Annotated in this window: 11 protein-coding genes; 5 read left to right on the top strand and 6 right to left on the bottom strand. The window is 68.2% G+C overall.

Annotated elements, in window-relative coordinates; genetic code table 11:
• Positions 1-100 precede the first annotated feature (100 nt).
• Positions 101-1924, top strand: a complete 1824-nt coding sequence (gene glmS, locus KZ810_RS10205; RefSeq protein WP_219768959.1) for a glutamine--fructose-6-phosphate transaminase (isomerizing) — start codon at positions 101-103, stop codon at positions 1922-1924.
• A gap of 45 nt (positions 1925-1969) precedes the next feature.
• Here glmS and KZ810_RS10200 read toward each other — a convergent pair whose 3' ends face one another.
• On the bottom strand, positions 1970-2881 hold the full coding sequence (locus tag KZ810_RS10200) for an alpha/beta fold hydrolase (RefSeq protein ID WP_219768958.1): 912 nt from the start codon (positions 2879-2881) through the stop codon (positions 1970-1972).
• A gap of 105 nt (positions 2882-2986) precedes the next feature.
• Between KZ810_RS10200 and KZ810_RS10195 the strand changes: the two genes are divergently transcribed.
• The 4 genes from KZ810_RS10195 (at position 2987) to KZ810_RS10180 (ending at position 8151) form a co-directional block, all read left to right on the top strand.
• Positions 2987-3430, top strand: coding sequence for a MarR family winged helix-turn-helix transcriptional regulator (locus KZ810_RS10195; RefSeq protein ID WP_219768957.1), 444 nt, complete (start codon positions 2987-2989; stop codon positions 3428-3430).
• Positions 3427-4344, top strand: coding sequence for an ROK family protein (locus tag KZ810_RS10190; protein WP_219768956.1), 918 nt, complete (start codon positions 3427-3429; stop codon positions 4342-4344). Before KZ810_RS10195 ends, KZ810_RS10190 begins: the two co-directional genes overlap by 4 nt.
• 67 nt (positions 4345-4411) lie before the next feature.
• A complete protein-coding gene (locus tag KZ810_RS10185; protein WP_219768955.1) occupies positions 4412-6295 on the top strand; it encodes a putative bifunctional diguanylate cyclase/phosphodiesterase in 1884 nt (627 codons plus the stop codon).
• Positions 6295-8151 (top strand): sensor histidine kinase, encoded by a 1857-nt coding sequence (locus KZ810_RS10180; RefSeq protein ID WP_219768954.1) that lies wholly within the window; start codon positions 6295-6297, stop codon positions 8149-8151. The genes KZ810_RS10185 and KZ810_RS10180 overlap by 1 nt, the downstream gene beginning before the upstream one ends.
• Before the next feature lie 24 nt (positions 8152-8175).
• Here KZ810_RS10180 and KZ810_RS10175 read toward each other — a convergent pair whose 3' ends face one another.
• The 5 genes from KZ810_RS10175 to KZ810_RS10155 all read right to left on the bottom strand — a co-directional run bounded on the left by KZ810_RS10175 (position 8176) and on the right by KZ810_RS10155 (position 12456).
• Positions 8176-8538 carry a hypothetical protein gene (locus KZ810_RS10175; protein WP_258044698.1) on the bottom strand — a complete coding sequence of 121 codons (363 nt, stop codon included), beginning with the start codon at positions 8536-8538 and terminating at the stop codon, positions 8176-8178.
• Between the two features lie 202 nt (positions 8539-8740).
• The gene (locus KZ810_RS10170) at positions 8741-9871 is read right to left on the bottom strand and encodes an SET domain-containing protein (protein ID WP_219768953.1); all 1131 of its coding nucleotides are present in this window, start codon (positions 9869-9871) and stop codon (positions 8741-8743) included.
• Between the two features lie 113 nt (positions 9872-9984).
• On the bottom strand, positions 9985-10560 hold the full coding sequence (locus KZ810_RS10165; RefSeq protein ID WP_308461532.1) for a cysteine hydrolase family protein: 576 nt from the start codon (positions 10558-10560) through the stop codon (positions 9985-9987).
• Between the two features lie 76 nt (positions 10561-10636).
• On the bottom strand, positions 10637-11167 hold the full coding sequence (locus tag KZ810_RS10160) for a response regulator transcription factor (RefSeq protein ID WP_219768952.1): 531 nt from the start codon (positions 11165-11167) through the stop codon (positions 10637-10639).
• The gene (locus tag KZ810_RS10155) at positions 11164-12456 is read right to left on the bottom strand and encodes an ATP-binding protein (RefSeq protein WP_219769083.1); all 1293 of its coding nucleotides are present in this window, start codon (positions 12454-12456) and stop codon (positions 11164-11166) included. The genes KZ810_RS10160 and KZ810_RS10155 overlap by 4 nt, the downstream gene beginning before the upstream one ends.
• Between the last annotated feature and the right edge of the window lie 6 nt (positions 12457-12462).

Genomic DNA, 12462 nt, shown 5'->3' with positions numbered 1-12462 from the left:
AGCGGGTGGTTGCGTGAACAAGGTATGGGCGACTAGGCCGGCATGACGGCAAGGGGGCGCGGCAGTCTGCACGCGCCCGTGTAAGGACGGGATTGATCGCATGTGTGGCATCGTCGGCATCGTGGGGCAGGACGAGGTAGCGGATCGGCTGCTCGACGGGCTCAAGCGGCTGGAATATCGTGGCTATGATTCCGCGGGTATCGCGACTGATCACGACGGCGCGATCGAGCGGCGGCGTGCGTCGGGCAAGCTCGTCAATCTGGCGCGCGAACTTGCCGAGCACCCGCTGCCAGGCCGCACCGGCATCGCGCACACGCGCTGGGCGACGCATGGCGGCCCGACCACCAACAACGCGCACCCGCACGCGACCGACGAGGTTGCGGTGGTTCACAACGGCATCATCGAGAATTTCAAGCCGCTGCGCGACGAGCTGATCGCTCGCGGCCGCGTCTTCACCAGTGAAACCGATACCGAGGTCGTCGCGCATCTGGTCAGCGAGCAGGTCGAGGCCGGGCTCGACCCGCAGAGCGCGGTGCGCACGATCCTGCCCCGACTGCACGGCGCCTTCGCCCTCGCGATCCTGTTCCGCCGTCACCCCGACCTGCTGATCGGCGCGCGGCTCGGCTCGCCGCTGGTCGTCGGGCACGGCGACGGCGAGACCTATCTCGGGTCCGACGCGCTGGCACTCGCGCCGCTGACGCAGCGGATCGCGTATCTCGAGGAAGGCGACTGGGTCGTCTGTACGCGCGACGGCGCGCAGGTGTTCGACCGCGACAACAATGCGGTCGAGCGCGCGGTCACCATTTCGGGGGTGACGGGTGAGCTCATCTCCAAGGGCAACCACCGCCACTACATGCTCAAGGAGATCTACGAGCAGCCGATCGTCGTCGCGCAGACGTTGCGTTCGTACCTGCAACGCATGGACGAGACGATCACGCTGCCGATCCCTGAGTTCGAGCTGTCGGGTATCAAGCGCGTCACGATCGTCGCGTGCGGCACCAGCTTCTATGCCGGGATGGTCGCCAAATACTGGTTCGAGCAGTTCGCGCGCGTTCCGGTCGATTTGGACGTCGCGAGCGAGTTCCGTTACCGCGCGCCGGTGATGGAGGCGGGGGGGCTCGCCCTGTTCATCAGCCAGTCGGGTGAGACCGCCGATACGCTCGCCGCGCTTCGCCATGCGCGCAGCGAGGAGCAGACGATCGCGGTCGTCTGCAACGTGCCGACCAGCTCGATGGCGCGCGAGGCCGACCTGCTGCTCCCGACCCACGCCGGCCCCGAGATCGGTGTCGCCTCGACCAAGGCGTTCACCTGCCAGCTCGCAGTCCTCGCGGCACTCGCCGCCAATCTCGCACGCGCCAAGGGGCAGTTGAAGCCGGGGGAGGAGCGCCAGATCGTCCGCCACCTGGGCGAGGCGCCCGCCGCGATCAACGCCGCACTCGCCTATGACGAGGCGATCGAGGCGATGGCAGGCGTCATCGCCGCGGCGCGCGACGTCCTTTATCTAGGCCGCGGCACCGATTACCCGCTCGCGCTCGAGGGTGCGCTGAAGCTGAAGGAAATCAGCTACATTCACGCCGAAGGTTATGCCGCGGGTGAGATGAAGCACGGCCCGATCGCGCTGATCGACGACGCGGTGCCGGTCGTCGTGATCGCGCCCTCGGGGCCGCTGTTCGACAAGACCGTCAGCAATATGCAGGAAGTGCAGGCGCGGGGCGGCAAGGTCGTCCTGATCAGCGATTACGACGGTATCCAGGCGGCGGGCGAGGGCTGCGTCGCGACGATCACGATGCCCAAGGTTCACCCGCTAATCGCGCCGCTGGTCTATGCAGTGCCGGTGCAGTTGCTCGCCTATCACGTCGCGGTCGCGAAGGGCACCGACGTCGATCAGCCGCGCAACCTAGCGAAGAGCGTCACGGTCGAATGACCTTAGCGCCGGCGCGTCGCCGCGGCGGCGCGCCAATGCTCGATCTCAGGCGGCGCGCGCCATTGCGCGACTGCCCGCAGCACTGCCGATATGCTCGTCGATCGCCTCGACGATCCGCGGCAGGATCTGCGGCGGCAGCGTATGGCCCATGCCGTCGATCTCGAGCAGCCGCGCGCCGGGGATCGCGCGCGCGGTTTCCCGCCCGCCCGCGACCGGCACCAGCGGGTCGTCGCTGCCATGGATCACCAGCGTCGGCGCGGTGATCCGCGCGAGCCGCTGGCTGCGGTCGCCGTCGGCGATGATCGCCGCCATCTGGCGCACGAACCCGGCGGGGTGACGGTTGCGCAGCGTCTCGCTGCGGATCCGCTCGGCAAGGAACGCGTCCTCCATCGGGAACCGCCCGCCCACGACATTGGCCGCGAGCGTGCCGTGCGCGACGATCGCCTCCAGGTCGTCGCTGCGCGGATGCCGCAGCAGCACCGCGGTCGCGCGCATCGTCGGGCGCGAACAATCCGAACGCCCGGTCGTCGACATGATCGAGGTGAGCGACAGCGTCCGCTCGGGCCAGGAGGCGGCGACGAGCTGCGCGATCATCCCGCCCATCGACGCGCCGACGATGTGCGCGGCCTCGATGCCCAGCGCGTCCATCAGCCCAACCGCGTCCGCCGCCATGTCCTGCAACGTGTAGGGTATCGGCGGGGTGCGACCGAACTGCTGGATCATTGCGGTCCAAACGATGTTGGGCGTGCCGGCATGATCGAATTTCGACGACAGACCGACGTCGCGGTTGTCGAACCGGATCACGCGATAACCGCGAGCGACGAAGTCGTCGACGAGCTCGATCGGCCAGCGCACCAGCTGCGCGCCCAGTCCCATGATGAGCAGGACGGGCGGCGCGTCGACGTCGCCGTAATCCTCATATTCGATCGTGATGTCGTTCGCGCGGATTTGTGCCAATTCTTCCTCCGCCGCCTAAATGCGGAACCTGTCATGAAAACGCAATGAACGGCGGCATGTTCCGGCGCTTTGCGTCGGGGGCGGTGCGTGTTAGCCACAACGCTTATGGCCGATCGCCTGATCCTCGACGAATTCGTCCCGTTCCTGCTCTCGGTCACGTCCAACCGCGTCAGCAGTCGTATCGCCACCGCCTATGAAGCGCTGTTCGGGCTCAGCATTCCCGAATGGCGGCTGATCACGGTGGTCGCCGAAGGCCAGGCGATCACGCAGGCGGAGATCGGCGAGCGGACGCGGATGGACAAGGTGACGGTCAGCCGTGCCGCGATCGCGCTCACCCAGCGCGGGTTGCTCGAGCGCAGACCCAACAACCAGGATCGCCGCTCGCACCACCTGATGCTCAGCAACGCGGGCCGGACGCTCTACGGAGAAGTAGTGCCGAAAGCGAAGGAACTGGAGGCACACATCTTTTCCCGCTTCGACGATGACGAGATCGCGCAGTTCACCACCATGCTGCGCCGGATCGATGCCGCCGCGGAGGCGAGCGAGTGAGCGACACGCCGCTCGTCGCCGCGCTTGAACTTGGCGGCACCAAATGCGTAGCGATGCTGGCGAGCGGGCCGGGCGCGATCCACGACGAGGTGCGCGTGCCGACGACCCGGCCCGAGGAAACACTCGCCGCGCTCGAAGCGGTGCTCGACGGCTGGCGCGGGTTCGCCGCGATCGGCATCGCCAGCTTCGGGCCGATCTCGATCGATCGCCAGTCGCGCGATTACGGTGAGATCACCTCGACGCCCAAGCCCGGCTGGGCGAGCACCGATGTCGCGCGCCGGTTCGCTGCGCGCTACGACGTTCCGGTCGGTTTCCACACCGATGTGGTGGGGGCTGCGCTGGGCGAGGCGCGCTGGGGCGCGGGGCAGGGGCTCGACGCGCTCGCCTACGTGACGGTCGGCACCGGCATCGGTGCCGGACTGATCGCGCGTGGTCAGCCGGTCGACGGGCTGACGCATGCCGAACTCGGCCATATCCGCGTGCCGCGGCTCAGCGATGACGATTGGGGCGGGGTCTGCCCCTATCACGGCGCCTGCGTCGAAGGGCTCGCGTCCGGTCCCGCGATCGCGGCACGCACGGGGTTGAAGGGGGAGGATATTCCCGCGGATCACCCCGTCTGGGACAGCGTGGTCGGCGCGCTCGCGACGCTGATGGGCACGCTGACGCTGACCGGTGTGCCGCGCCGGATCGTGCTCGGCGGTGGGGTCCTGGTCGGCAATTCGCATCTGCTGCCCCGGCTGCGCGCGGCGACCCGATCAACCCTCAACGGTTATGTCGCGCGGCCCGAACTGGAGGACATGGACACGTTCCTCGTGCCCGCCGCGCTCGGCGCCAATGCGGGGCCGATGGGCGCGGTCGTGCTCGGTCAACAGGCGCTGGCGGAGCGCAGCGCTTTGCCCTTTACGCGCGTTTAACCCTCCTCGCTTACCGTCTTTCGACGCGGACCGGGCCTCCGGTCGCGCGACGATGAGGCGACGACGCATGCGAATTCTGATCGTGGACGACGAACCGGCGATGCACGACAGCTACCGGCGCAGCTTCGCGCCCGTGGGCGGTGCCGAGGCCGGCGCGCTGTCCGCGATGGCCGCCGAATTGTTTGGCGACGAGGTGGGCAACGGCGGCGAGCCAGACCGCGCCGACGACGCGATCACCTTCGACTGCGTCCACCACATGCAGGGCGCCGACGCCGTTGCCGAGATCGAGCGCGCGCAGGCGGGTGACCAGCCCTTCGCGGTCGCGTTCATCGACGTGCGGATGCCGCCCGGCATCGACGGCAAGGAAACCGCGCGCCGCATCCGCGCGCTCGATCGCGACATCAACATCGTGATCGTCACCGGCTATTCCGATTTTTCGCCAGTTGAGATCAGCAAGGTCGCGGGGCCCGCCGACAAGATCTTCTACATCGCCAAGCCGTTCGAGGTCGCCGAGATCGTCCAGACCGCGACCGCGCTCGGCCAGCGCTGGGAGGCCGATCGCGCGCTGCGCGCCGCACGCGAGCAATTGTCGCGGCAGGTGATCCAGCTCGAGGAGCAGGCCGCTGAACTCGCCGCCAACGAGATGAAGGCGATTCACGTCGCCAACCACGATTCGCTGACCGAGGCACCCAATCGCCTCGCCTTCCTGCGCGCCTTGGGTGAGCGATCGAAGCAGCCGGGGCGGTTCGCGGTCGGGATGATCGACCTCGATCGCTTCAAGCTCGTTAACGACACGCTCGGCCATCTGGCGGGTGACGAATTGATCCGGGAAATCTGCGCGATCCTCCAGGCGACGGTGCCGTCGGGCGGCCTCGTCGCCAGGCTCGGCGGCGACGAATTCGGGCTCCTGTTCGAAACCGCCGGAGAGCAGGCCGCGGAAATGGCCTGCGCGCGCGTCGTCCACGCCTGTTCGGTTGAATTGAAAGTGCTCGGCCACGCGGTGCAGGCGGCGGCTTCCGCGGGCGTCGTCACCGCGGGTGAGGCCGACAACCGCGACCCGATCGACCTGATCCGCCGCGCCGACCTCGCGCTCAACGATGCCAAGCGCCACGGCCGCGGCGTCGCGCGTCTCTTCGACGAGAGCATGGACGAGGGCGTCCGCGTCCGCCGCCGGATCGAGACCGGGCTCTCGCAGGCAATCGCCCGCGACGAACTCGCGCTCGTCTACCAGCCGATCGTCGCGCACGGCACCTTCGAGGTCGTCGGGTTCGAGGCGCTGCTGCGCTGGAACACTCGCGAGTACGGCCCGATCAGCCCCGCCACCTTTATCCCGATCGCCGAGGAATCGAACCTGATCCACGAGCTCGGCGACTGGGTGCTCGAACAGAGCCTGAAGGTGCTCGACACATGGCCCGGGCAGTATGTCTCGGTCAATTTCAGCCCGCGCCAGTTCCGACGCCACAATTTCGTCGGCTACATCGTCGAGCGTTGCCAGCGCGCGGGTGTCGCGCCGCAGCGGCTCCAGATCGAGATCACCGAAACCGCCATCTTCGACGATGCCGACCGCGCGGCGGAAACGCTGTACCGGCTGCGCCAGATGGGCTTCCGCATCGCGCTCGACGATTTCGGCACCGGCTATTCCTCGCTCTACAACATCCGCAAGTTTGCGCTCGACGCGCTCAAGATCGATCGCAGCTTCATCGACGGCATGTCGCGTGAACGCGAATCCGCGGCGATCGTCCGCTCGATCGTCCACCTCGCGCAATCGCTCAACCTGACCGTCATCGCCGAAGGGGTCGAGACCGCGGCGCAGGTCGATCTGCTCCGCGTCGCGGGCGCCAGCCACCTGCAGGGCTATCATTTCGCCAAGCCGCTCGCCGAGCCGCTCGCGCGCGACATGGCGCACGCGCGCTTCATCGAGGTGGAGCCCGCGACGGGCACGCTCGGCTGATGGCAGCACACGTTCGGCGCCACGTCGGAGCGCTCCGCAACCCGCGGTCGCTCGGCACGCGGCTGGTCCTGATCCTGACGATGGTCGGCGCGGGCGGCGCGATCGCGATCACGCTCCTGCTCGCCGCGGTGATCACGCCCAGCTTCGGCAAGCTCGAACGCCGCTCGGTCGAAGCGCATGTCGACCGGACCCACGCCGCACTCGCCGAATACGCCAACAAGGTGGAGAGCGCGGTCAAGGATTACGGTGACTGGAACGACAGCTACGACTACATGGCGCGCCCGACCGCCGCGTTCGAGCGCGAGAGCTTCTCGCCGCTCGCGATGGTCAATCTCGACGTCAACGCAATGGCCTATGTCGCGAACGACCGCCGCATCGTGATCGCGCGCTGGATCGACGAGGCGCAGCACGACCAGCCTGCGATGCGCGCGCGCCTCGTGCGGATGATCGCGGGGCTCAACCTGCCTAGGTTGCTGCGCGGGCGCAGCGCGACCAATTTCTACGCGCGGATGGGCGGGGTGGTCGCCGCGGTCGGCGTCGCGAAGGTCCGCCGCAGCGACGGGACCGGGGACCCGCGCGGCTTCGTCCTGATGGCGCGCGAGATCAGCTCGCGCCAGCTAGCCGCACTCCTGCAACTCGATGCGACGATCGACCTGACGCCAGCGCGCGGCGAGGTGGTGCAGCAATCGCGCGCGTGGATGACGATCACCGTGCCGATCGACGGCGCGGGCGGCGCACCCGTCGCGAGCGCGCGTTTCGCGGTGCCGCGCGACGTCTCGATGCTCGGGCAGCGGATGCTGCTGCTCGCGGTCGCGGGATCGGTGCTCTTGCTGCTCGTCGTGCTGATGATGCTCCGGCGGATGATCGAGCGGCTGGTGCTCACCCCGCTCGCGCGCGTCGAACGCCACATGGAACGCGTCCGCGCGTCGGGTTCGCTCTCGCTGCTCGAGGATGACGGCCGCCGCGACGAAATCGGCTCACTCGGCTTGAGTTTCAACGCCATGCTCGCACAACTGAAGGACCTGCGTGAACAGATCGAAGCGCAGAGCTTCGCACTCGGCCGGTCGGAGAGCGCGGTCGCGGTGATGCACAACGTCCGAAACGCACTGTCGCCGATCTCGACCGTGATCAGCCACGGCATCGGCCGTGCGGCGCCGGTCGACCAGGCGATGCTCGCGCGCGCCGCGGAGGAATTGGGGAAGGCTGACGTGCCCGCTACGCGGCGCGAGAAGCTCGCCGCCTTCGTCGGCGCGGGCGTCGCGGCGATGGAGACGGCGCGGCGCGAACAGGTCGAGCAATTGGGGATCGGCCGCGACGCGCTCGGCCACGTGCTCGACATCATCGGGCAACAGCAGGCCGCCGCGCACGAGCGTCCGCAACTTTCAGCCTGCGACATGACCGACGTGATCGCGCAGAACGCGACCATCGCGCGCTATTCGGGCAAGACGCACATCGCGTTCAGCTATCCCGCCGAACCCTGCCCGGTGCTCGCCAACCGTGTGATCCTGAGCCAGGTGGTCGGCAATCTGTTCGCCAACGCGGCCGAGGCGATCGCCGCGGCGGGCCGAAACGGGGGCCGCATCACCGTCGGCTGCGCGCGCATCGACGATCGTATCGAGGTGCGGATCAGCGACGACGGCGAAGGCTTCGATCCCGCGGTCGGCGCGACGCTGTTCCAGCGCGGCTATTCTACCCGCGCGCACAAGTCGGGCGGGCTGGGCCTCCACTGGTGCGCCAATTCGATGACCGCGATGGAGGGGGCGCTGCGGCTCGAGAGCGACGGACGCGGAACGGGCGCGACCGCGGTCCTGACGCTGCGCGCTCCCGCCGCCACGACCCTCGACGCCGTGGCCTGACACGCGAACCTCCGATTGGCGTGATCAGAGCGGAGAGGCGGGGTCGGTCAGGATACCGCACCCCGCCGCCGCCTTGCCGACCTCGAGCGCGACCTTGGGGTCTTTCACCTGGCCCGCGACGCGGACGAAATCGCTCGCGGTCAGACGGCCGGGCGTCGTGTCGCCCTCGCGCGCGGCACGTGCCGCGCGCCCGAGTTGCTGCAATTGGCCGAGCGACAAGTTCGCCTCCAGCCGGTCACCGACACACTGCGATTGGGTCGGCTGGAAACCATACCCTTCGAGCGACCCCGCGATTTTCGCCGACGGATTGACGCAGGCCGCGAGGCTCAGCGCCGCCGCCAGCGCCATGGTCGGTGTGGTCGTGCCGGGCAAAGAACGAATATCCATGACGGTGATCCTCTCGCTCGACATCGCTCGTCCCGGCTGTCACCCGTCCGGCACCCGAAGTCTTGAACGCGAACACGCGATGGCACCGCCGATATCCCGATCGGCGTTGCACTAGTACTTTTACGCGCGGAGCAATCGGAAAACTTGTCGAACGGGGCGGAGATCACAGCAGAATAGGAGAAAGGTAAGCGTCAATGTCCGGTCACGCCGCGACGTTGCTTCGCTGCGGCCGCAGATAGGGCGCGACGACATTGTGCGACAAATACCAATGCTGGCGCTCGGGGGCTAGCGTATCGAACGCCGCGATCACGCCGCGACAATCCGCCGCGCCGCACGCGCACGTCATGCGCCAATGCGGGTCCGACAGCGTCGTCGAATAATCCCAACTGATCTCCTCGCCCGCCGCGATGTCGCGCAACGCGACGAGGACGGGGGCGTCGTGCTCGAACCGAAGCCCGGCGTTGGGCGCGCAGCTATGGTTGATCAGATCGTCGATCGCGCCCGAGGGGCCGAGATAAGTGTCGCGCGCGATCTGCACGAAACGATCCGCCGGACCGCTCAAGTGGCGCGGCAACCGCTCGGCCGACAGACGACGCCCGGTGAAGGTGACGATTGCGTCGCCCGCGCGGAAACCCTCGGCGGCGAACACCGCCTTGCCCAAATGCGTTTCCGCGATCGCGAACGGGTTGGTCGCGGGGGCATAAGCATCGAGCACGCGCAACCGCCCCTCGCGCCAGCCGAACGAGCGCAGTGGATTGACCGTGGTCAGTCCGATCATGAACCAGACGCTAGCGTGGCAGCCGAGCTCGACCAGGATGTACGCATATTCGCCGATGCCCTGCCCACCGGTTCGCGTCGCCAGCATCAACGTGGCGAGGTCGCCGATCGACCACAGCCCCCAGGCGGGCGAGCGTTCGCGCGCGCGGTCGGCCCAGACGCTGCGCCACGTCGGCCAGAAGCTGACCGGCACGACCGCGACGACGAGCATATGTGCCCAGAACGCCTCGCGAAAGACAAGCCACAAGAGGATCGCGGCGAGCGACGACCCCATGCAGATGCCCTCGAGCAGATCCGGAGCCGCCCAGCGCGAACGCCGCCACAAGGCGACCGCGATCGTTACGCACGCGGCGGCGGAGAACAGGAAGACGATCGCCTGCGGCGTACCCGGATTGACCGCGGCATAGGTCACCGCCTCCACCAATGTCGCGCTGCTCCAGATCAGCCACGACGCGCGGTTCGGCTCGACCAGGCGGCAGCGCAGCCCGGCCAAGTAGATGGCATAGCCCGTGAAGCTGGCGACGACGGCGAGGAGGAACCAGGGATCGGTGATCATGCTCGCGGCCAGACAGGGTTAACACGAGCGTAACGATCACCCCGCGCCGCGTCCAGCCATCAGCGATGGCACGTGCCACCCGTCACCGCCCCGTCCATCACCGCGCTACTCGATTAGTCGTCGCCGGCCGCGACGATCCAGTCGGCCAGCGCCAGCTCGCTCGTCGGCGCGACCTCGGCGCTCAGTGTGTCGCGCATGATGTCGATCGCCCATGCGGTGCGGTCGGGGCTGACCCCCGCGATCGCGTCGGCGGGTATCCACAAAACGTATTCGAGCATGTGCGCGTCGGCGGCGGTGAACAGCACGCAAATGTCGGCCGCGACCCCGGTCAGGATCAGCCGCGATACGCCGAGCCGCGGCAGGATAGCGGGCAGGTTCGTCGCGTAGAACCCTGAGAATTCCGGCTTTATCACGAGATAGTCGCTCCCGCCGGGAGCCAAGCGTCGCGCGATCTCGCCCCCGGTCGGATTGTCGCCGATTAATTGGTCGATCAACTGCTCGGGGGTCGATTGCCACTGGCCGTAATTGTCGTTGACGTAGATCACCGGAACGTCCGCGGCGCGTGCCTCGTCCCGCCGGCGGGCGAGCGCGCCGGTGGCGCGGTGCGCGGCCTCGACTAGCGGGCGAGCGTCATCGAAATCGAAGCGGTTGAGCATGTCGATGATCAGCAATGCCGCCTTGTCTACCACGCGTACCCCCTCGAATTACCGGTAGACCGCATAGGCGTACGGCAGGCCACGCGTGATGACGCAGGTTAGCGCCCCGTCACGGCATATGCCGTTTGTCGAGCTTGCGCGCGAGCGTGCGGCGGTGCAGCCCCAGCCTCCGCGCCGCCTCCGACACGTTGAAGCCCGTGTCGGCCAGCGTCTGGTGGATGTGCTCCCATTCCAGCGTCTTGATCGAGGTGGGGCGGGTGGACAGGTCGGCCTGCGCGTCGCCTTCGGTGCGCGCGAACGCGGCTTCGATATCGTCGGTATTGGCGGGCTTGGTCAGGTAATTGGTCGCGCCCAGCTTGATCGCCTCGACCGCGGTCGCGATGCTGGCGAACCCGGTCAGCACCACGATCCGCGTCGTCGCGTCGCGCCGGTGCAGCTGCTCGACGCACGCCAGACCCGACGCACCCGCGAGCCGCAGGTCGACCACTGCGTGATCGGGACGGAACGCCTCCGCCACTTCGTCGAGCCGCTCGGGGCCGTTCAACACCTCGACGCGGTAGCCGCGCCGCTCGAACGAGCGCGTCAGCGTCCGCGCGAACACCGCATCGTCCTCGATGATGAGCAATCGCGGCTGGCTCACGATCCCGCCTCCTCCTCGATCAGCAGCGCGGCGAACGGCATCCGCAGCGTCACCTCCGCACCGCCGTCCAACAGGTTGCGCGCCTCCAGCGTTCCGCCGAGCGTGCGCAGCACGTTGGTCGACAGGAACAGCCCCAGACCGGCGCCGCGGCGATCCTTGCTGCTGTGATACGGCTTGCCGATATTCCCAAGGATCGAAGGGGGAAAGCCGTTGCCGTTGTCGCGCACGCGCAGCACGAGCACGTCCTCCTCGCGCAGCAACGTGACCCGCACCGCGGTCGCGCCCGCTTCCGCTGCATTGTCGAGCAGATTGGTCAGTGCCTGCGCGAGCGCGCGGTCGACGACGATCGTCGCGTCTTGCGACAGCCGGTCGTCGAGCGTGACCGACATCGAACCCGTCCACCCCGCGATCGTGTCGCCGATGAAGCGGCGCAGTCCGGTTCGCGCGGGCGCCTCGCCCGTCACTTCGCCCGCCGCGAACAGGATGCCGGCGAGGATGTCCTTGCAGCGCGCGACCTCGACCCGCATGTCCTCGACCTCGGCGGCGAGCGAGGCGTCGCCGCGGATCGCGGGCTCGCGCGTCCAGTCGCCGAGCGCGACCGACAGCGAGGCGAGCGGGGTGCCGAGTTCGTGCGCCGCGCCGCTCGCGAGCAGTCCCATGCGTACGATATGCTCTTCCTCGACGGCGCGCTGGCGTAGCCGCGCGAGCCGCGCGTCGCGGTCGCGCAGATTGTGCGCGATCCGGGTCACGAACGCGACCAGCAGCACCGCGGCGAGCGTGAAGTTGAACCACGACGCGAACAGATACGGCGGCGACAGGTGGCTGGCGTAGAAGCCCGGCAGCGGCACCGGGCGAAAGACCGCCGTCAGCGCGGCGAAGGCGGCACTGGTGATCGCGACCAGCAACCAGCTCGACCACGCTTCCAGCAACACCGCACCCAGCACGACCTGCAGGAGGAACAACGTGACGAACGGGTTGGTCGCACCGCCGCTCAGGAACAATTGCAGCGTCAGGCACGCGACGTCGACGATCAGCCCGGCGAGCAACTGGAGATTGGTCGGCGTGTGCCGCCGCTCCGCGATCAGCACCAGCAGGTTCAGGACGACGAGCAGCATCGTCGTCATCAGCATCGTATGGACCGGCAGCGGGATGCCGAGCAGGTAGCGCACCGCGACGATCGTCGCGACCTGACCCCCGACCGCTAGCCAGCGTAACTGCACCAGCAGCATGAAATTACGCCGCAGCGCGTCGTCGGGACTGGTGTCGAACGCAGCCGCGCGGTGGAACATCGCCAC

Origin of the sequence: Sphingomonas citricola (genome assembly GCF_019429535.1) — a bacterium.
In the GTDB taxonomy this organism is placed as follows: domain Bacteria; phylum Pseudomonadota; class Alphaproteobacteria; order Sphingomonadales; family Sphingomonadaceae; genus Sphingomonas; species Sphingomonas citricola.
Note: the sequence above shows the minus strand (reverse complement) of the source record. Positions and strands in the feature narration are given on the sequence as shown.

Excerpts from the sequence above, each read along its gene's own strand:
- glmS (WP_219768959.1), top strand. The coding sequence starts at position 101 with ATGTGTGGCATCGTCGGCATCGTGGGGCAGGACGAGGTAGCGGATCGG.
- KZ810_RS10195 (WP_219768957.1), top strand. The coding sequence starts at position 2,987 with ATGGCCGATCGCCTGATCCTCGACGAATTCGTCCCGTTCCTGCTCTCG.
- KZ810_RS10185 (WP_219768955.1), top strand. The coding sequence starts at position 4,412 with ATGCGAATTCTGATCGTGGACGACGAACCGGCGATGCACGACAGCTAC.
- KZ810_RS10180 (WP_219768954.1), top strand. The coding sequence starts at position 6,295 with ATGGCAGCACACGTTCGGCGCCACGTCGGAGCGCTCCGCAACCCGCGG.
- KZ810_RS10175 (WP_258044698.1), bottom strand. The coding sequence starts at position 8,538 with ATGGATATTCGTTCTTTGCCCGGCACGACCACACCGACCATGGCGCTG.
- KZ810_RS10170 (WP_219768953.1), bottom strand. The coding sequence starts at position 9,871 with ATGATCACCGATCCCTGGTTCCTCCTCGCCGTCGTCGCCAGCTTCACG.
- KZ810_RS10155 (WP_219769083.1), bottom strand. The coding sequence starts at position 12,456 with ATGTTCCACCGCGCGGCTGCGTTCGACACCAGTCCCGACGACGCGCTG.